The following is a 19,051-nucleotide window of genomic DNA, read 5'->3' on the forward strand; positions in this document are numbered from 1 at the left end:
GGAACACACAGGTACAGGCACGCCATGTCACTCGATTTCGACACCCACTTCGAGCCCGCCTACGGCCAGGCGGTTCCGATTGCCGAGGGCATCGCGCGCCTGACGGTCAACAATCCGAGCCCCTACACCTTTCACGGCACCAACAGCTACATCATCGGCAAGGACACGCTGGCGGTCATCGATCCCGGCCCCGAGGACGACGCTCATCTTGACGCACTGATCCGCACCATTGCGGGGCGTCCGGTCAGCCATATATTCATCAGCCATACCCATCGCGACCACTCACCGCTCGCCGCCAGGCTGAAGGCGCTGACGGGTGCTGTGACCGTCGCCGAAGGGCCGCACCGGTCGGCACGCCCGTTGCTGATCGGCGAGGGCGCGCGCCTCGATGCCAGCGGCGACACGGGTTTCGTACCTGACCTCACTGTTGCCGACGGCCAGGTCGTCGAGGGCGACGGATGGCGCATGGGCACGGTACTGACACCGGGACACGCGGCGAATCACGCAGCATTTTCGCTCGAAGGCACGGGCATCCTGTTTTCCGCCGACCATGTCATGGCGTGGTCGACCTCGATCGTGGCGCCGCCGGATGGTGCGATGTCGGACTACATGGCCTCGCTCGACCGGCTCGTCGAACGCGACGACTACGTCTATCTGCCCGGCCATGGTGGTCCGGTGGTGTCGCCGCAGAAATTCGTTCGCGGCCTCAAGGCGCACCGCAAGATGCGCGAGCGGGCGATCCTCGAACGCATCATTGCCGGCGACCGCACGATTCCCGAGATCGTCGGCGCCATCTATCGCGACATCGACCCGAAGCTTCACGCGGCAGCCGGGCTGTCGGTGTTTGCGCATATCGAAGATCTCGTCGGCCGCGGCCGGATCGTCAGCGACGAGGCCCCTTCGCTGGGCGGCCACTATTCTCCGGCCTGACGAGAACCCTATTCAGGCGTAGCAGTGGTTGCCGTCCCGGCCTGATTGGCGATCTCCTGGTCGAGTTCGGTCAGGAAGCCGGTGATGCGCGCTGCATTGTCGCCAAGGTCATGGCGGCCATAGCGAGAAGCGGAGCGCATGTCGACGAAGGTCGAATCGCCGTCATCGACGAGCCGGATCGCCAAATCAGAGGGCAAAGCCAGCACGAAGCTACGCGCGACCGCCTCGATATCGACCTCGCCATTCGCCTCATCGATCGGCGGCGGCGGCACCACGACCTGCCAGCCCTGGCGCCCGAGAACCGTCTCGACGCTTTGGAGTACGCGGTCGAGCGACAGGTCATAACGCCGGCCGGCGACAAGCGGATAGGCCTGCGCCTGCAAGGTCCGCTCGCCCATGGTCATCGTCTCCAGGCGGTTCATATCAGGCGTGCGCAGCGATGCCGCCGCCGTCAGCTCCGGCGGTTCCTCGGTATCGGTCGAGATATCGCGCAGCATCGGATAGACGGCGACCTGGTAGGCCGTGAAGGCGAATGGCGCCAGGACCACGAGCCCCAGCAAGGCGCCTATGGTCAGGTCGCGCCCGCCCTGGTCGCCGAATTTCCACAGTCGGGAAAAGGCGAAGCCAGACAGCAGCAAGGCAAAAGCGGCCAGCAGCGCGACGATGCCCAGCACCCAGAAGAAGGCCGGCGTCTCGATCAGGCCGCGGTGGTGGCCGAGTACCGCAATGACCAGCAAGACGGCTGAAAAAGAGGCCGTGCCGCGCGACCAGCCCGCAGCGCGCGTCGTGCGCGGCTGCAGATATCTCGACTTGTACTCAACCATGGAACCCGTCACCCAATCACCCGCTGCCGCTTTCCGGCACGTATCGCTGCCGGCGAGACCCTATCGCACCGGCCCGAAAATCGGAACGAGTTTTGGCAGGCACGATGCGCGGATTCAACAACTTGGAGTGCCGTTGGTGCCCGTCCACGGCTGAAGCAGCAAGGCGGTTTCAGCCCCCTCCCCGCACTTGCAGCTTTCATGCACCCGTGTCTGTCGGCAAACGATAATCCTTGAACCTCGCGCGCAACTCCATCTTCTGGATCTTGCCGGTCGCGGTATGGGGAATCTCATCGACGAAGACGACGTCATCGGGCATCCACCACCTGGCGACCTTGCCCTCGAGGAAGCCAAGTATCTCGGTCTTGGACGGCTCCCGCCCCTGTTTGCGGACGACGACCATCAGCGGGCGCTCATCCCAGCGCGGGTGCTTGATGCCGATTACCGCAGCTTCCTGGACGTCTGGGTGACCGACCGCGAGGTTTTCGAGTTCGATGCTGGAGATCCACTCGCCGCCCGACTTGATCACGTCCTTGGAGCGGTCGGTAATCTGCATGTACCCGTTGGGATCGATATGAGCGACGTCGCCCGTATCGAACCAGCCGTCGGCATCGAACTGCTCGGAGCTTGCACCGCCGTAATAGGAGGCAGATACCGCCGGGCCGCGCACCTTGAGCCTCCCGAATGTCTTGCCGTCCCAGGGCTGTTCATCGTTGGCGTCGTCGGTGACCTTCATTTCGACGCCGAACGGGGTGTAGCCCTGCTTCTGCTGGATGTTCAGCCGATCCTCGCCTTCGAGATCGTCATATTCGGGCTTGATGGTGCACAACGTACCCAGCGGCGACATCTCGGTCATGCCCCAGGCGTGGATGACCTCGACGCCGTAGTTGCGCTCGAACTTCTGCGTAACGGCCCTCGGACAGGCCGCACCGCCGATCACCACCTTGTCGAGATGCGGCAGTTTCTTGCCGGTTTCCTCCAGATGCTGCAGCAGCATCATCCAGACGGTCGGAACAGCTGCAGTGAAGGTGACACGCTCGGTGTCGAGCATTTCGTAGATCGAGGCACCATCCATCTTGCCGCCCGGCATCACCATCTTGGCGCCCACCATCGGCGTACTCTGGGCTAGGCCCCAGGCATTGGCATGGAACATCGGCACCACCGGCATGACCACGTCGCGAACCGAAATGCCCATGGCGTCGGGCATCACGGCAATCATTGCATGGAGCACATTGGAGCGGTGGCTATAGACGACGCCCTTGGGGTCGCCGGTCGTGCCCGAGGTATAGCACATGCCGGCCGCGGCGTGCTCGTCGAGGCTCTTCCAGACAAAGTCGCCGTCAGCCTCGGTGAGCCATTCCTCATAGGCCACGACACCGGGCAGCGAGGTCTGCGGCAGATGGGCGGCGTCTGTCAGCACGATGATGCGCTTGAGCGACGGCACGGACGGCGCGATCTTCTCGACCAGCGGCAAGAAGGTCAGATCGACGAACAGCGCCTGGTCCTGCGCATGGTTCATGATCCAGACAAGCTGTTGGGGAAACAGACGCGGGTTGAGCGTGTGGTAGACCGCACCAATGCCCATGATGCCATACCAGGCCTCCATGTGGCGGGCGGTGTTCCAGGCGAGCGTGGCGATGCGATCTCCGCCCCTGAACCCGTCCCGCTCCAACCGTTGCGCGACCTTCAGGGACCGCAAGCGAAGCTCGGCATAGGTTGTTCGGACGATCGGCCCCTCGACCGAGCGCGACACCACCTCCCGGTGCGGGTGCTGGCGCGCGGCATGGTCCATGATCTTGTGGCACAGCAGTGGCCACTCCTGCATCAGTCCCTGCATATGGATCCTCCCAGATCGTGTGCTGTCATCTTTGGGTGCAATCCATGCTTTGTCCAGCCTGTCCCGGGGCAAACCACAGACGGCCATATTGCGGCCACGGTCCCGGTTAACCTTTGTTGCCGGCTGGTGTGGGTAGAGTACTGTGAGGGTTCGCATGGATACGCAGCCACGCGCGGAGGACGAAGTCCTGTCGCAACATGAGACGCAAGCCGAAGAGCATGTCGCCACCGATGAAGCCGTAGCAGGCCCAGTCGTACTGACGGCTGCCGACGAGGTTACCGTACCCAGCGAAAGCCTGGCGACCGAAGCGAGCGCCGCTGACGAGTCGGCCATCGAGGCCGAGGAAGACATCGAGCTATCGGCCGAAGACTTGCAAGACGAATGGCAGGTTGCGCCTGAAGCCGCCGAGGCGAAGCCGGAAAGTCCGGAAATGGAAGCGCAGGATCAGGCCATTGAGGATTGGGGGCTAGTGGAGCCCGTGTCCGTAGAGCTTGCTCCCGAAGAACTCGACTTCGAAGAGTTCTTGAATGAAGAACTGGCCGCCGAAGAGTTTGCGCCCCCGGTCGAGGTGGAAGCCTCTGACGAAGTTGTCGAGATGCTCGCGGCAGAAACACCCGCGGTCGCCACCAAGTTTGTTACGGAAAGCGAATTCGAGCAGCTTGTCGACGAGGCGCTCGAGTCGGTCGGCGGAATCCTGCTGTTCAAGATGCGCATCGACGACGACGGCGAGGACAAGCACATCGCTGCGGCCTCGATCGGCGACGGCGCCCGCCGCCAGTTCTTGCTGCTTTCGCTGCCCGTTGTCGGCGGCAAGCTCAAGGTCGAGTCGGCCTCGCGCAGCAAAAGCCCGCTGGCAAAGCTCGCCGAAGCCTATGTCGGTGTGGTCGAGGCGTTTCGCTCGGCGGCCTGACCGGCAATCCCCATCCTTCAACGCAATATCGACACGACGATCAGTTCGTCGTGTCGTCAGTGCCGTCGTCGTCGACATCGTCGAGCCGTACGAAATCGTAGCCCTTGGCCTTGAGCTTCAGTAGCCCCTTGACCAGTCCGCCGCCGGCGGCGTGCGTGGGCTGGTTGATGTGCGCGATGATGACATCGCCATCCTTGGCGCTAGCCACGCGGCGTTCGGTCTCGCGCGCCCCGAGCAGCGAGCCGCCATCGCCATTGATCGAATAGCCGGCGATGCGGAATCCGAGCTGTCGGATCTGCGCAATCGCGGTCGGGCTGTATTGGGCGGTTGCGCCGCGAAACCATTTCGGCTGCGGCTCGCCGCGATCGGTCAGTGCAAGGGCGCCCGCCTCGACCTCGGCCTGGACCGCCTCAGCACTTCCAGCGCTGCTCAGCCCGTAGATCTTGTGCGGCGTGTCGACGGCCGGAATATGCCTTGCGCCGTGGTTTTCCAACTCGAACAGTTCAGGATGCGCCTTCATGATCGCGAGCGCCTCGGCATTCCGCTTCAGCCACAGGCCGGTGACGAAGATCGTTGCTGGGATCTTGTTGTCGACGAGGGCCGAGAGAATGCGCGTGTCGGTCGCACCGCCGCAGGCGTCAAGCGTCAGCGCCACGCGCGGGTGTGTTTGGCTCGAGGGCTTGAGGCGGAGTTGCGGCTCGAGAAGCGGTACGGCCGAGGCGTGAGAAACCAGAAGCGCGGTCAGGGCCGCACCAATCAAAAACCTTGTGGGCATGCGCATACGTAGTTCGAAGTCCGTCGTCAAAAGGTGCGTTCACAGGCGCTCGAATTTTGGCGCGATGATGACGAGGGGTAATATCCTCGCCACTTGCCTGCGTAGGGGATGACGGCCAGGGCCGGCCTGAGCACCTGATACCGGCGGCTATACCCAATTCGCAAATGGGGTATAGCCGAACGGATTCAGGCGGTTACAGCCTTATCGCTTCGCCTTGACCGCAGCCTGTGCCGCGGCAAGGCGTGCGATCGGCACGCGGAATGGCGAGCACGACACGTAGTCCAGCCCAACACTCTCGCAGAAGCGGATCGAGGCGGGGTCGCCACCATGCTCGCCGCAGATGCCGAGCTTGATTGCGGGGCGCGTCGCCCTGCCCTTCTCGGCCGCCATCTTCACCAGTTCGCCGACGCCGTCGATGTCGAGCGATACGAAGGGGTCCTGCTCGATGATGCCCTTCTGGCGGTAGGTCTCGAGGAAGGAAGCCGCATCGTCGCGCGAGATGCCGAAGGTCGTCTGCGTCAGGTCGTTGGTGCCGAAGGAGAAGAACTCGGCGGCTTCCGCAATCACATGAGCCCGGATCGCCGCGCGCGGCAGCTCGATCATCGTGCCGACGAGGTAGTCGATCTTCGTACCGGATTCCTGCATGACGCTCTGGGCGACCTGGTCGATGCGCGCCTTGACGTAATCGAGTTCCTTCATCAGGCCGACCAGCGGAACCATGATTTCCGGCACCACCGGGCTGCCCGTCTTCTTGCCGGCCTCGGCGGCGGCTTCGAAGATGGCGCGGGCCTGCATTTCGGCAATCTCCGGATAAGAGACGGCGAGACGGCAGCCGCGATGGCCGAGCATCGGGTTGAACTCGTGCAGCGCATCAGTGCGCTGGCGCAGCTTGTCGGCCGACACCTTCATGACGGCGGCGACCTCAGCGATTTCTTCCTCGGTCTTGGGCAGGAATTCGTGCAGCGGCGGGTCGAGCAGGCGGATCGTCACCGGCAGGCCGGCCATGATCTCGAACAGCTCGATGAAATCCGAGCGCTGCATCGGCAACAGCTTGGCGAGTGCGGTGCGCCGGTCCTTCTCGGTGTCGGCCAGGATCATCTCACGCATGGCGAGGATGCGGTCGCCCTCGAAGAACATGTGCTCGGTGCGGCAAAGGCCGATGCCCTCGGCGCCGAAGGAGCGCGCCATGCGCGCATCCGCCGGCGTCTCGGCATTGGTGCGCACCTTCATGCGGCGTGCCGCGTCCGCCCACTCCATGATGGCGGCGAAATCGCCCGACAGCTCTGGCTGCAGCATCGGCACCGAGCCCTTCAGTACCTGGCCATTGCCACCGTCGATGGTAATGATGTCGCCCTTGCGGAAGGTCTGGCCCATCGCGGTCAAGGTGCCCGTGCGATAGTCGACGCGCAGCGAGCCCGCGCCCGAAACGCAAGGCTTGCCCATGCCGCGGGCAACCACTGCGGCGTGGCTGGTCATGCCCCCGCGCGTCGTCAGGATTCCTTCCGACGCATGCATGCCGTGGATGTCCTCGGGGCTGGTCTCAATGCGCACGAGAATGACCTTGCGCCCCACCGACTTCATCTCCTCGGCCTCGTCGGACGAGAACACGATCTCGCCCGTGGCAGCCCCCGGCGACGCCGGCAGGCCGACCGAGATCACCTCGCGCTGCGCCTTGGGGTCGATGGTCGGATGCAGCAGCTGGTCGAGCGACGCGGGGTCGATGCGGCCGATGGCCTCTTCCTTGCTGATCAGGCCTTCCGCCGCCATTTCCACCGCGATCTTCAGCGCCGCCTTTGCGGTGCGCTTGCCCGAACGGGTCTGCAGCATCCACAGCTTGCCGCGCTCGATGGTGAATTCGAGATCCTGCATGTCGCGGTAGTGCTTCTCGAGGCGCTCCGAAATCGCCATGAAATTGGCGAAGGCCTCGGGCATCAGCTTCTGCAGCGAGGGCTTGTCGGAGCCGGCGGCGATGCGCGCGGCTTCGGTGATGTTCTGCGGCGTGCGGATGCCGGCCACCACGTCCTCGCCCTGCGCGTTCACCAGGAACTCGCCATAGAGCATCTTCTCGCCGGTCGACGGATTGCGGGTGAAGGCAACGCCGGTGGCCGACGTATCGCCCATATTGCCGAACACCATCGCCTGGACGTTGACCGCCGTGCCCCAGCTCTCGGGAATATCGTGCAGGCGGCGATAGGTGATCGCGCGATGGTTCATCCAGCTCGAGAACACCGCGCCGATCGCGCCCCACAATTGCTCATGCGGGTCCTGCGGGAAGGAGCGGCCGAGTTCCTCCTCAACCTTCGCCTTGTAGAGCGAAATTACCTGCTGCCACTGCAGTGCCGTGAAATCGGTGTCGAGCTCGTGGCCGAGCCGGCCCTTCTCGTCTTCCAGTATTTCCTCGAAGACCTCGTGATCGAGACCGAGAACCACGTCGGAATACATGGTGATGAAACGGCGGTAGCTGTCATAGGCGAAGCGCGCGTCGCCGGCATCCCGGGCCAGCGCCTCGACGGTCACGTCGTTGAGGCCGAGGTTGAGCACCGTATCCATCATGCCCGGCATCGAGGCGCGGGCACCTGAACGCACCGAGACGAGCAGCAGGCTTTCCGGATCGCCGAAGCGGCGTCCGGTCAAGGCGCCGATGTGCTCAAGGGCCTCGCGGACATCCGCCTTCAGTGTTTCGGGATAGTCGCGGCCATTGGCGTAGTACCAGTTGCAGGCCCCGGTGGTGATGGTGAAACCCGGCGGCACCGGCAGGCCGAGACTGCACATCTCGGCGAGATTCGCCCCCTTGCCGCCGAGCAGGTCGCGGTCGCTCGCGCGCCCCTCCGCCGCACCGTCGCCAAACCTGTAAACCCACTTGGTCATGCTCTCTCCTCGCCGACTGGGTGTTTAACAGGCGGTGGCCGCCGCCCGCATTCGGGGAGCGATATGATGCTGCAGTGCGAAAGGCAAGGCGCGTTTCCCGCACGCAACATCCTACAATCGATTAATCGGCGGATGGATCACCGCTGTTGCCGCGTCGGGCTGCCTGATATAGAACATTTCAAGAACACCTAAAGGAGATCTCGATGAGAAAGACCGGCAAGCTCGACTATATCGAAATGGCCGCGACTGGCGGCACGATGGACCATGTGAAGGCTTTCTACAGCGCGGCCTTCGGCTGGGCCTTCACCGACTACGGCCCCGACTATTCGGCCTTCGACGAAGGCATCGACGGCGGCTTCCAGGCGGAGGTCCCGGCCAAGCCGTTGCCGATTCTCTATTCGGAAGCGCTGGAACAGACGCTGGCTGCGGTGGAAGAGGCCGGCGGCACCATCGTCAAGCCGATCTTCTCCTTCCCCGGCGGGCGGCGCTTCCACTTCGTCGATCCAGCTGGCAACGAACTCGCCGTCTGGGGCGAATGAGCTGCAAGTTTTGCTCTGAAAAGCGGCAAAGGCGCGATTGTGCTTTTGCCGCCGACTGCATATAAGGCGGCGGTCAGTCGACTCGCCTGCGGTTCACTATCTGAATCGCCTGCGGCTTGTTGGGGCGTCGCCAAGCGGTAAGGCATCGGTTTTTGGTACCGACATTCCCAGGTTCGAATCCTGGCGCCCCAGCCACTGCATCCAAAAGCCATTGAAATCACCTATAGATTCGATCTGTGCGAATCTGCGTCCCGATCTCCCTCTGCGAATGTGTACGAAGCTGAGACACAGGCCCAGGGCAGTCCGGCATAGCGGCCTGCCACGAAATCCAGAACCTCGTCCGCAGAGACCATGACTTCCGTTGGCGACCGCTGATGCCGCGCCGGTTCACGACCGCCCGGGAAGAACAGTTTCACAGGAAGTCTCCACCGGTCGGACCGTATGAAGGCCAATACTTGGCGCGACGACTCGATACGCGGCTGCATGAGTTATTACTCAGCCCTTCCGCTGTCTCCCGAGGCGAACTCTGCAAACCTTGACGCGAGGCGAGTGCCCGCTACCTAACGAGTCGACGTCGGGACATGGTGCAGGAGCCGTCTGCCTCCCGGCAGACGAGATCGTTTCTTCCTGGCTGTTATTTGCATCGCATGAACAAACGCTCGCATCGCATGCGACAGCGAAATTGCTTTCATGAGCATCAGGGCATCCACGACACCTTTCTGCCCTGTCCAGCCGCGCTTCTCAATCAAAATACAGAGGAGACGAGCATGCCACTCAAGGAATACAAACCTGGGTCAGCATTTCCCGGCCGCATGGGCCGCACCATTGGAGAATCCGATCCGGCGTGGCCGGCGCCGCGTCGCGCGAAAGTCGGCGCTCCCAACGTCCTTTTCATCGTCATTGACGATACTGGCTTTGGCCAACTCGGCTGCTATGGCGGCGAGATCAGGACGCCGAACCTCGACAAGCTGGCCAAGCACGGCCTGCTGTTCAACAACATGCACACCACCGCCCTGTGCTCGCCTTCGCGCTCCTGCATCCTGACCGGCCGCAACCATCATTCCAACGCCATGGCCTGCATCACCGAAGCCTCTACAGGGTTTCCCGGCTCCAACGGCGCCATCCCGTTCGAGAACGGCTTCCTCTCTGAAATCCTGCAGCAGCAGGGATACGCCAACTACGCGCTTGGAAAATGGCACCTGACCCCTTCCGAGCAGATCAGCGCCGCCGGTCCTTACGACCGCTGGCCGCTGGGGCGGGGTTTCGAGCGCTACTACGGCTTCCTTGGTGGCGACACCCACCAGTACTATCCCGATCTTGTCTACGACAATCATCAGGTCGAGCCGCCCAAGACGCCCGACGAAGGCTATCACCTGACCGAGGACCTGGCCGACAGGGCCATCGGCTTCATCGCCGACCTGAAGCAGGTGGCGCCAGCCAAGCCGTTCTTTCTCTATTTCGCGCCGGGCGCCAATCACGCGCCGCACCATGTGCCCAAGGAATGGGCCGACAAATACAAGGGCAAATTCGACGATGGCTGGGACGCCTATCGCGAGCGGGTATTTGCCCGGCAGAAGAAGCTCGGCATCATGCCGGAGAACGCGAAGCTGTCTCGGCACGATCCTGATGTGCAGGACTGGTCGAAGCTCCCCGAAGACGAACGCAAGCTCTATGCCCGCATGATGGAGGTGTTCGCCGGCTTCTGCGAACACATGGACCACCATGTCGGGCGGCTCATCGATTTCCTGGAGCGGATGGGCGAACTCGACAACACGCTGATCATGGTCATTTCGGACAATGGCGCGAGTTCGGAAGGCGGCCCGACCGGCTCGATCAACGAGAACAAGTTCTTCAACAACGTACCGGACGACCTCAAGCAGAATCTCGCCGCGCTCAACGACCTTGGCGGCCCCAAATACTTCAACCATTACCCATGGGGCTGGACCCATGCCGGCAACACGCCATTCCGGCGCTGGAAGCGCGAAACCTATCGCGGCGGCGTGTCCGATCCGTTCATCGTGCATTGGCCGAAGGGCATCAAGGGCCGCGGCAAGGTGTGTACCCAGTTCGCCCATGCCATCGACATGGTTCCGACGGTGCTGGAAGCGCTTGGGATCGAGGCGCCGCAACAGATACGCGGTGTGACGCAATCGCCGATCGAGGGCGTCAGCTTCGCCCATGTCTTTAGCGACCAGAAGGCGGAAAGCCGGCACAAGACACAATATTTCGAGATGTTCGCCCACCGCTCGCTCTATCATGACGGTTGGCGCGCAGTGTGTCCGGTTCCCGGTCCATCCTTCAGCGAGGCCGGCATCTTCTTCGGCATGATGACGTTGACCGAAGACAAGCTTCGCGAACTCGACGCCAAGGGCTGGGAGCTCTACGACCTCACCAACGATCCTACCGAGACGAACAACGTCGCGGACAAAAACCGTCCCAAGCTGATCGAGATGATCGCGCTTTGGTATGGCGAGGCCGGCAAATACAACGTCCTGCCGCTGGACAGCCGCGGTACGTTGCGCTTTGCCGACGAACGGCCGGAACTGGCGAAGGACCGCAAGACGTACGTCTATTATCCGCACACGCAGATGATCCCCGAAAACGTCGCGGCCAAGCTGCTCAATCGCGCGCACAGCATCACCGCCGAGGTAGACATCCCCAAGGGCGGCGCCGAAGGCGTGCTCATCTGCCACGGCGGCAATGTCGGCGGCTACACGCTGTTCATGAAGGACGACAAGCTCCACTACGTCCACAACTATGTCGGCGCCGAGGAATTCCACCTCGCCTCCAGCAGCGACGTGCCGACCGGCAAGGTCGAGCTGCGCTACGAGTTCCAGCCGACGGGCCAGCCGGATCTTAAGGGCGGCAAGGGCTCGCCGGGCAAGGCGCAGCTTTACATCAACAAGAAGCTGGTCGGTGAAATGCAGCTGCCCTACACCGTGCCGCTCGCGCTCGGCATTGGCAGCGGCGTCTTCATCGGGCGCAATTCGGGCTCGCCGGTCAGCCAACTCTACGGGCCACCCTTCGAGTTCACCGGCACCATTCTCCAGATCACGGTCGATCTGACCGGCAAGCTGGTCCCCGATACGGACGAGCAGAAGCATGCCCGCGCCCGCGCCGAGATGGCGCGGCAATAGCCATGATGTTTGGCCCGCCCCTGTCGGGAGCGGGCCGCCTTCCATTGTATGTCGGTGACGTTCAGCCAGGGGGCGGAACAGCCCGTGGAGGATAAAATGGCCAAGAACTCAAAAGCCCAACCGGCCCGACCGGTAGACACCTTTTCGCGCGACATTCTTCCAATTCCCGACGCCAAGCACGTCGGCCTCACCACCTATGACGCGAAGGATCCCGACACGAAATATCCGCCGATCCGCATGCTCAGGCCGCCGAAGGGCGCGCCGAACGTGCTGTTCATACTGATCGACGACGCGGGCTTCGGCTCGTCCTCCGCGTTCGGGGGCCCTTGCTACACGCCGGTTGCCGAACGTCTGGCGAAGGGTGGCCTAAAATACAATCGCTTCCATACGACCGCGCTGTGTTCGCCGACGCGTGCGGCCCTTCTCACCGGGCGCAACCATCACTCGGTCGGCATGGGCGCCATCACCGAGATGGCAACGTCCGCGCCTGGCAACAACAGCATTCGACCCAAGGACAAGGCGCCGATCGCCGAAATCCTGAAGCTGAACGGCTATTCGACGGCGCAACTGGGCAAATGCCATGAAGTGCCGTTCTGGGAAGTGTCTCCCATGGGGCCGTTCCATCAATGGCCAATCGGCTCGGGGTTCGAGTATTTCTACGGGTTCGTCGGTGGCGAGGCCAACCAGTATTATCCGGGTCTCTATCAGGGAACCACGGCAGTCGAGCCGCCAAAGACACCCGAAGAGGGCTATACGCTTACCGAAGACCTCGCCGACCACGCCATAACCTGGGTACGCCAGCAGAAGGCGCTGATGCCCGACAAACCCTTCTTCATGTATTTCGCGCCCGGCGCCACGCATGCGCCACACCATGTGCCGAAGGAATGGTCGGACAAGTACAAGGGCAAGTTCGACGGCGGCTGGGACAAGCTCCGGGAGGAGACCTTCGCGCGCCAGAAAAAGCTCGGCCTGATACCCGAGGATGCCAGGCTGACAGCCCGCCACCAGGAAATTCCAGCCTGGGACGACATGCCGGCGGAACTGAAGCCGGTGCTTGCCCGTCAGATGGAAATCTACGCGGGGTTCCTGGAGCAGACCGACCATCACGTCGGACGGCTGGTCGATGCGCTCGCCGACCTCGAAATCCTCGATGACACGCTGGTCTTCTACCTGATCGGCGACAATGGCGCCTCAGCTGAAGGAACGCTCAACGGCTGCTTCAACGAAATGACCACGCTGAACGGCATGCCGGGCATCGAAACGGTCGAATTCCTGCTTTCGAAGATCGACGACTTCGGCACGCCCAAGGCCTACAACCACTATGCCGTCGGCTGGGCGCATGCGCTGTGCACGCCCTATCAATGGACCAAGCAGGTCGCCTCGCACTGGGGCGGCACGCGCAATGGCATGATCGTGCACTGGCCGGGCGGCATCGAGGGCAAGGGCCAGATACGCAGCCAGTTCCATCACGTCATCGACGTGGCAAAGACGATCCTTGACGTCACCGGCCTGCCGGAACCGGCAATCGTCAACTCCATCGCCCAGGCGCCTTTCGAGGGCGTGAGCATGGTGCCGAGCTTCAACGAAGCGGCAGCACCCGAAACCCATCAGCTCCAGTATTTCGAGATGATGGGCAACCGCGGCATCTACTACAAGGGCTGGACTGCCTGCACCAAGCACCGGACACCGTGGAAGGCCGATCAGCCGCCGCCCTTCGATGCTGACATTTGGGAACTGTACGATCCGGACGACTGGACCCAGGCGAAAAACATCGTCGCCGACAATCCGAAGAAACTCGCCGAACTGCAACGGCTGTGGTTGATCGAGGCGGTCAAATATAACTGCGTGCCGCTCGACGATCGCGGGTTCGAGCGGATCAATCCGGATATTGCCGGACGGCCGCAGCTCATCACCGGCAACAGCCAGATACTGTTTCAGGGCATGCGCGTCAGCGAAGCCTGTGTTCTGACGCTGAAGAACAAGTCGCATTCGGTTACCGCCGAGGTGACTGTGCCGAAGGGCGGCGCCAAAGGTGTGATCGTCACCCAAGGCGGCTCGGTGGGCGGATGGACACTCTACGTCAAGGACGGCAAGCTGAAGTATTGCTACAACTTCTTCGGCATCGAGTTCTATTTCGCCGAGGCGGACCAACCCATTCCCGATGGCAAGCATCAGGTCAGGATGGAGTTCAAATACGATGGTGGTGGCCTGGCCAAGGGTGGCGACGTTACCCTCTACTACGATGGAAAGGCCGTCGGGAAAGGTCGCGTCGACAAGACCCAGCCAATGGCCTACTCGGCCGACGAGGCAGCCGATGTGGGCGCCGACACCGGCTCGCCGGCATCACCTGACTACGGCCCGACCGGCAATGCCTTCAACGGCGACATCGCCTGGGTCCAGATCGACCTCGGCGACGACGACCACGATCACCTGATCACCGCGGAAGACCGTTTCAGCCTCGCCATGGCCCGGCAGTGAGCGGGTACGCTGCCGTGCAGCTTCGCACGGCAGCGTCCTTGCCGAGCCGCGTCTTGCGCGGTCATTCCGGCCTTGGTTCTTTCGCGCGTTGTTGAAGCTCGCGCACCTCATGCTGGTCGCGCTCGAGGAAGAAATTGAGGAAGGTGCGGATCAGGGCGATCGCCCCGATGCGGCCGATGTCCTCCCAGCCCGGCGTCACCGACGTTTCGATGATGTCGGCGGCAAGCTGGAAGGTAAGGCCGGCAACCAACCAACGGGAATACTGCATCCACACCGAGCGTACAGCGACATGCCCGGACGGGTGCCGGACCATGACATACAGCCCCCTGAAGAACGCCTCCATCGTTCCGGCAACGATGATGATCAGGGCCATCAGTTCGATGATTGGAACGACCAGTCCAGTCAGTTCGACCAGCCATTCCTTCGCCATCCCCTCTACTCCGCCTTGCTCGGCCTGATGATGCAGCGAAAACCGAGATGGGAGATGGACGTGTCGATCGGTTGCGCCATGCGCGCCGCAGGCCTGTAGCGCCGGCAATAGTTCGGGGCGCAGAGATGCGAGCCGCCCTTGGTGACTTTTCGCGGAATCTTGATGTCGGGCAGGCTGGGGTCATAGCTCGCTTCCAGCCTGCCGCCGCGAGGATTGGCAGCCGTGCAACACGGGCTGTCGATCTGCGAATGCGCCTGATACCAGTCATCCGTCCATTGCCAGACATTGCCCGCCATGTCGTAGAGGCCGTAGCCGTTGGGCGGGAATGAGCCGACCGGGGAAGTATATTCGAAACCGTCGCCAAGCGTGTTGCGGTAGGGGAACTCGCCTTGCCAGGTGTTGGCCATGTAGCGGCCATTGGGCGTCAGCTCGTCACCCCAGACATATTCGGCGCCATCCAACCCGCCGCGCGCGGCAAACTCCCATTCGGCCTCGGTCGGCAGTTCCTTGCCTGCCCATTGCGCGTAGGCTTCCACGTCTTCGTAGGCCACGTGCACCACCGGGTGGTCGCCGAGCTTCTTGATGGAGCTTGCAGGCCCGCGCGGATGGCGCCAGTTCGCGCCCGCGACATAGACCCACCAATTGTAATGGTTGCTCAGATTGACCGGTCCGCCCGGCTTGCGGAACATGGTCGAGGAAGGAACCAGAAGATTGGGCAGCGCGCCGGGATAATCATCGGGATTGGCTGGTTTCTCGGCCAGCGTGACATGGCCGGTTTCGGCAACGAAACGCTCGAAGTCACGGTTGGTCACGGTGAACTTGTCTATCCAGAAGCCGTCGACCTTGATGCGGTGGACCGGCGCCTCCTCGGGATAGTGGTCGTTGGAACCCATCCGGAATTCGCCGCCCGGTATCCAGACCATGCCTGGATCAGGCGGTTCTTTCCGTGCGGTGGAGCCATGAATGTCAGCTGAATGCTCGTTCATCGCAAATGCCTTCTTCAGGAGCCAAAGACCATGCGCCAATCATCATTTCAGCAGGCCAAACCCGCACTCATCACTTTGCCTCCGTTCCAACCGAACGGGCGTTGATGCGCCATCGGACATAGGGCACCGAGACGATGGCGCCTATGATCAGATGGCTCAGCACGACAGCCAGAGCGCCTTTTTCGGCCGGAAAGTTCAGGTTTGCGATGGCGAGCGCGACGCCCGGATGGCGGGTGCCGGTTGCCAGCGCCAAGACCGCCTGATCGTGCTTGTTCGGCCCGCCCAGCAAGTGGCCGACCCCAAGTCCAATGAAGGTAAAGGCTGCAAGGGCGATCACCATGCCGTTGCCAAGCAGCGTGCGGACCGCAGGCCAAGCAACGAGAAGGACCGGGATGCAGGCCAGGAACAGCAGGCCGGCCGCCAGCAGAGGGATCGGGCGGGAGGCGCGTCGCGCCAGTTCAGGTGCGAAATGGCGGATCGCTACACCTGACAGGAGCGGCACGATGACAGAGGAGAATACGACCGCTGCAATCTTGCTGGGCGGCTCGTGCATGGGGATGCCGGTGATCCTGGCAAGCAGTTGTACAGAGAGCGGCACCAATACGACCGCGATCGCAGCCGCCGCCACCAGGAGCCCAATTGTGTATTCCTCGGTACCGCCGGCCTTTTCCTGTCTGGTTGGCAAGATGGGCGGTACCGGCGAGACGGCCAAGGCTACGATCGCGATCTTGATGGCGGGCGGAGGGTCGAAGAGGAACGCGATCGCGCCCGCCACGACCAGCATGACGACATTCATCGAAAGGATGGAACGGACAAGCAAGGAAGGATTGCGAAACAGATAGGTGGCGTCATGCAAGGTCGCGTTGAGACCGATCGCCAGAACGATCATGAACATGCTCGCACTGATGGCGAACGGTATGAGTTGTGCGAGTGTCATGGGCTATCCCCACGAGCCTGGTGGCGGCGTTGTTTACGCCGCCACGTTGCCGCTCAATGTCCGCCACCTCCGCTGGCATCCGCCATCATTGCCAATGCGTCGTCGATGGTGAAACTGTTGGGTTTCTGTATTGGCGGAAACTCCTTGAATGTATCAGCAAATTTGTCGGCGAGCGCGAAGGCACCGTAGAGGATGTAGGCGTGATAGATGAACCACTCGTAGTATGAGTTCGAGGTAACGTCGGCGAACTCATAGGGGTCTGTCCGCAGATTGTAGATCTTTGGCAGACGAAGCCTGGTGAATGGCTCCGCCCAGACTTGCATCGTGCCTTTGCAGCGCTGCTCCATGAACACGACCTTCCAGTTGTCGTAGCGCAACGCGAGCACGTCGCCGTCATCGCTGATGTAAATGAACAGTTTGCGCGGGCTGGTCTGCTCCTTCCCGGTCAGATAGGGAACGAGGTTCAGGCCATCGATGCGGTTCTTGTAGGTGCGGCCGATTGCCTGGTAGCCCTTTTCCACCTTCTCGACGATGTCTGGTTCGCCGGCCATCGCCAGGAAGGTCGGGAACCAGTCGTGATGCTGGACGATCTCGTTGGAGACGCTGCCGGGCTTGATCTTGCCGGGCCAACGTACCAGCAGCGGCACCCGGAAGGCGCCTTCCCAGTTGGTATTCTTCTCGCTCCTGAATGGCGTCATGCCGCCATCCGGCCAGGAATTCCGGTGCGGCCCGTTGTCGGTCGAGTACATCACGAAGGTATTGTCGGCGATGCCGAGCTGGTCGAGAAAATCCAGCATCTGCCCAACATTCCTGTCATGGTCGATCATGGTGTCGTGATACGGCGACTGCCAGCGCCCAGCCTGTCCCTTGCTCTCCGGCTTGGTGTGTGTGATGAAATGCATATGCGTGGTGTTCAGCCACACGAAGAACGGCTTGCCGTCGGCGTTCTGGCGCTTGATGAAGTCTTGGGCTGAGCTGACGAAATCGTCGTCGCAGGTCAGCATGCGCTTCTTGGTCAACGGGCCGGTGTCTTCGATCTTCTGTTTCCCGACTTTGCCCCAGCGGGGTTCCTCGGTCGGGTCGTCCTTGTCGGTCGCCCAGGAATGGACGACGCCGCGCGGGGCGACATTCTTGCGCAACTCCGGGAAGTCCTTTTCCGGATAGTAATCATACATTTCCGGCTCTTCCTCGGCGTTGAGGTGATAAAGGTTGCCGTAGAATTCGTCGAAGCCGTGGTTGGTCGGCAGCATGTGGTTGAGATCGCCGAGATGGTTCTTGCCGAATTGCCCGGTGGCATAGCCCTGGTTCTTGAGAGCCGCCGCGATCGTGATGATCTTCTCATTCATGCCGATCGGCGCAGCCGGAATGCCGACCTTCGAAAGCCCGGTGCGAAAGACACTCTGCCCGGTGATGAATGACGAGCGCCCGGCGGTGCAGGACTGTTCGCCGTAGCTGTCGGTGAACATCATTCCTTCTCTGGCGATGCGGTCGATGTTGGGTGTCTGGTAACCCATCAGGCCATGCGAATAGCAGCTCAGATTTGAGATGCCGATGTCGTCCCCCCAGATGACGAGAATGTTCGGCTTACCGTTCTTTGGCGTCTGTGCCATCCTGTATCTCCTTGCCTGGTTCGAGTTGACAGATGGATCCTTGCGACTCCCCTTCATCCGAATGGTCCAGCCTGGAAAAGCATGCTGACGATGGCGGCGACGCCTATCAAAAGCAGGATGATTGCGGTGACGAGAACCATCGAAGCCGGGAACCAACTCTCGCCGTGGATCAGCCCGTCCGCAGTCATCGACGTTCGTTCCGCGCGCAACCCTTGCATGAAGCGGACATGGTAGATGATGCCGAACACCAGCATCGCGATGCCAAGACACACCAAGGTCACGCCAAAATTGCGCGGGGCCGAGACATGCTCCAGCGTTCCTGCCTCGCGCAGCTTTTCAAAGACCTGAAAGATCGTGAAGCCGAAACTGATCAGCGACAGCGACGTGCGAATGACCGACATCAGGGTTCGATCGGCACTCATTCGCGTGCGCTGAAACGACATTCCTGTTCGACGCGACGACAACTCGACCGAGACCTGCTCGGCCGACATTTTCGGATCCGTCAACATCTTGGCCTCTCCACGCAATCAGACCAGAGCACTGTTTCCAATTGGAGTGTCGCAAACGACAGCGGCGATATGTGTTTCGTGGTACGCTGATCCCCTTGCGCAACGTCCGGCAGAGCATCGGGATCGGCAGCATCGCTTGGCCCGGCAAAAAGCTGGTGATCAAGACAAGGCTCGGATTCCTTAAAGGGGGCCTCTCCTTCGGCAATGTGGTCACGCTAATCGTCGGCGCACGCTGCAAACTCTTCGGTGAACTAGAACAGGGCTAGTCACCGCGCTCGGGAGAA

General features: G+C 62.0%; 14 protein-coding genes and 1 tRNA gene. 6 read left to right on the forward strand and 9 right to left on the reverse strand.

Annotated elements, in window-relative coordinates; all coding sequences use genetic code 11:
* Window positions 1–24 precede the first annotated feature (24 nt).
* Complete coding sequence (locus tag ABSY17_RS18515; RefSeq protein ID WP_378943804.1) at window positions 25–930, forward strand: MBL fold metallo-hydrolase; 906 nt, start codon at window positions 25–27, stop codon at window positions 928–930.
* Window positions 931–938: 8 nt separating this feature from the next.
* On the opposite strand, the gene ABSY17_RS18520 is transcribed toward ABSY17_RS18515, so the two are convergent.
* Together ABSY17_RS18520 and ABSY17_RS18525 are read right to left on the reverse strand one after the other, a co-directional pair.
* On the reverse strand, window positions 939–1,754 hold the full coding sequence (locus ABSY17_RS18520; RefSeq protein WP_378943806.1) for a DUF1499 domain-containing protein: 816 nt from the start codon (window positions 1,752–1,754) through the stop codon (window positions 939–941).
* Between the two features lie 196 nt (window positions 1,755–1,950).
* Window positions 1,951–3,588 (reverse strand): fatty-acid--CoA ligase, encoded by a 1,638-nt coding sequence (locus tag ABSY17_RS18525; RefSeq protein ID WP_378943808.1) that lies wholly within the window; start codon window positions 3,586–3,588, stop codon window positions 1,951–1,953.
* 154 nt (window positions 3,589–3,742) lie between these two features.
* On the opposite strand from ABSY17_RS18525, the gene ABSY17_RS18530 reads away from it, so the two are divergent.
* Window positions 3,743–4,498, forward strand: a complete 756-nt coding sequence (locus ABSY17_RS18530; protein ID WP_378943810.1) for a hypothetical protein — start codon at window positions 3,743–3,745, stop codon at window positions 4,496–4,498.
* 40 nt (window positions 4,499–4,538) lie between these two features.
* Here ABSY17_RS18530 and ABSY17_RS18535 read toward each other — a convergent pair whose 3' ends face one another.
* Together ABSY17_RS18535 and ppdK are read right to left on the reverse strand one after the other, a co-directional pair.
* Entirely contained in the window at window positions 4,539–5,279 is a 741-nt protein-coding gene (locus ABSY17_RS18535) for a polysaccharide deacetylase family protein (RefSeq protein ID WP_378943812.1), read from the reverse strand.
* A 195-nt stretch (window positions 5,280–5,474) separates the two neighbouring features.
* A complete protein-coding gene (gene ppdK / locus ABSY17_RS18540) occupies window positions 5,475–8,141 on the reverse strand; it encodes a pyruvate, phosphate dikinase (RefSeq protein ID WP_378943814.1) in 2,667 nt (888 codons plus the stop codon).
* A 203-nt stretch (window positions 8,142–8,344) separates the two neighbouring features.
* On the opposite strand from ppdK, the gene ABSY17_RS18545 reads away from it, so the two are divergent.
* The 4 genes from ABSY17_RS18545 (at window position 8,345) to ABSY17_RS18560 (ending at window position 14,295) form a co-directional block, all read left to right on the forward strand.
* Complete coding sequence (locus ABSY17_RS18545) at window positions 8,345–8,680, forward strand: VOC family protein (protein ID WP_378943816.1); 336 nt, start codon at window positions 8,345–8,347, stop codon at window positions 8,678–8,680.
* A 120-nt stretch (window positions 8,681–8,800) separates the two neighbouring features.
* Window positions 8,801–8,875: transfer RNA gene (locus ABSY17_RS18550), tRNA-Gln, on the forward strand.
* A gap of 572 nt (window positions 8,876–9,447) precedes the next feature.
* Window positions 9,448–11,817, forward strand: coding sequence for an arylsulfatase (locus ABSY17_RS18555; RefSeq protein WP_378943818.1), 2,370 nt, complete (start codon window positions 9,448–9,450; stop codon window positions 11,815–11,817).
* A gap of 96 nt (window positions 11,818–11,913) precedes the next feature.
* On the forward strand, window positions 11,914–14,295 hold the full coding sequence (locus ABSY17_RS18560; RefSeq protein ID WP_378943820.1) for an arylsulfatase: 2,382 nt from the start codon (window positions 11,914–11,916) through the stop codon (window positions 14,293–14,295).
* 61 nt (window positions 14,296–14,356) lie between these two features.
* On the opposite strand, the gene ABSY17_RS18565 is transcribed toward ABSY17_RS18560, so the two are convergent.
* From ABSY17_RS18565 to ABSY17_RS18585, 5 genes are all read right to left on the reverse strand, one after another.
* The gene (locus tag ABSY17_RS18565; RefSeq protein WP_378943822.1) at window positions 14,357–14,725 is read right to left on the reverse strand and encodes a DUF1622 domain-containing protein; all 369 of its coding nucleotides are present in this window, start codon (window positions 14,723–14,725) and stop codon (window positions 14,357–14,359) included.
* A gap of 5 nt (window positions 14,726–14,730) precedes the next feature.
* The gene (locus ABSY17_RS18570) at window positions 14,731–15,711 is read right to left on the reverse strand and encodes a formylglycine-generating enzyme family protein (protein ID WP_378943824.1); all 981 of its coding nucleotides are present in this window, start codon (window positions 15,709–15,711) and stop codon (window positions 14,731–14,733) included.
* 70 nt (window positions 15,712–15,781) lie between these two features.
* Window positions 15,782–16,648, reverse strand: a complete 867-nt coding sequence (locus ABSY17_RS18575) for a bile acid:sodium symporter family protein (RefSeq protein WP_378943826.1) — start codon at window positions 16,646–16,648, stop codon at window positions 15,782–15,784.
* Between the two features lie 53 nt (window positions 16,649–16,701).
* Window positions 16,702–18,258: an arylsulfatase gene (locus ABSY17_RS18580; protein ID WP_378943828.1), complete on the reverse strand. Its 1,557-nt coding sequence runs from the start codon at window positions 18,256–18,258 to the stop codon at window positions 16,702–16,704.
* A gap of 53 nt (window positions 18,259–18,311) precedes the next feature.
* Entirely contained in the window at window positions 18,312–18,767 is a 456-nt protein-coding gene (locus ABSY17_RS18585) for a YidH family protein (protein ID WP_378943830.1), read from the reverse strand.
* Window positions 18,768–19,051: the final 284 nt, after the last annotated feature.

Source organism: Mesorhizobium sp. ANAO-SY3R2 (assembly GCF_042466635.1).
Taxonomy (GTDB): Bacteria; Pseudomonadota; Alphaproteobacteria; order Rhizobiales; family Rhizobiaceae; genus Aminobacter.

What these genes read in the sequence shown, in the direction of transcription:
- ABSY17_RS18515 (WP_378943804.1), top strand. Translation starts at nt 25, where the DNA reads ATGTCACTCGATTTCGACACCCACTTCGAGCCCGCCTACGGCCAGGCG.
- ABSY17_RS18520 (WP_378943806.1), bottom strand. Translation starts at nt 1,754, where the DNA reads ATGGTTGAGTACAAGTCGAGATATCTGCAGCCGCGCACGACGCGCGCT.
- ABSY17_RS18525 (WP_378943808.1), bottom strand. Translation starts at nt 3,588, where the DNA reads ATGCAGGGACTGATGCAGGAGTGGCCACTGCTGTGCCACAAGATCATG.
- ABSY17_RS18530 (WP_378943810.1), top strand. Translation starts at nt 3,743, where the DNA reads ATGGATACGCAGCCACGCGCGGAGGACGAAGTCCTGTCGCAACATGAG.
- ABSY17_RS18535 (WP_378943812.1), bottom strand. Translation starts at nt 5,279, where the DNA reads ATGCGCATGCCCACAAGGTTTTTGATTGGTGCGGCCCTGACCGCGCTT.
- ppdK (WP_378943814.1), bottom strand. Translation starts at nt 8,141, where the DNA reads ATGACCAAGTGGGTTTACAGGTTTGGCGACGGTGCGGCGGAGGGGCGC.
- ABSY17_RS18545 (WP_378943816.1), top strand. Translation starts at nt 8,345, where the DNA reads ATGAGAAAGACCGGCAAGCTCGACTATATCGAAATGGCCGCGACTGGC.
- ABSY17_RS18555 (WP_378943818.1), top strand. Translation starts at nt 9,448, where the DNA reads ATGCCACTCAAGGAATACAAACCTGGGTCAGCATTTCCCGGCCGCATG.
- ABSY17_RS18560 (WP_378943820.1), top strand. Translation starts at nt 11,914, where the DNA reads ATGGCCAAGAACTCAAAAGCCCAACCGGCCCGACCGGTAGACACCTTT.
- ABSY17_RS18565 (WP_378943822.1), bottom strand. Translation starts at nt 14,725, where the DNA reads ATGGCGAAGGAATGGCTGGTCGAACTGACTGGACTGGTCGTTCCAATC.
- ABSY17_RS18570 (WP_378943824.1), bottom strand. Translation starts at nt 15,711, where the DNA reads ATGAACGAGCATTCAGCTGACATTCATGGCTCCACCGCACGGAAAGAA.
- ABSY17_RS18575 (WP_378943826.1), bottom strand. Translation starts at nt 16,648, where the DNA reads ATGACACTCGCACAACTCATACCGTTCGCCATCAGTGCGAGCATGTTC.
- ABSY17_RS18580 (WP_378943828.1), bottom strand. Translation starts at nt 18,258, where the DNA reads ATGGCACAGACGCCAAAGAACGGTAAGCCGAACATTCTCGTCATCTGG.
- ABSY17_RS18585 (WP_378943830.1), bottom strand. Translation starts at nt 18,767, where the DNA reads ATGTTGACGGATCCGAAAATGTCGGCCGAGCAGGTCTCGGTCGAGTTG.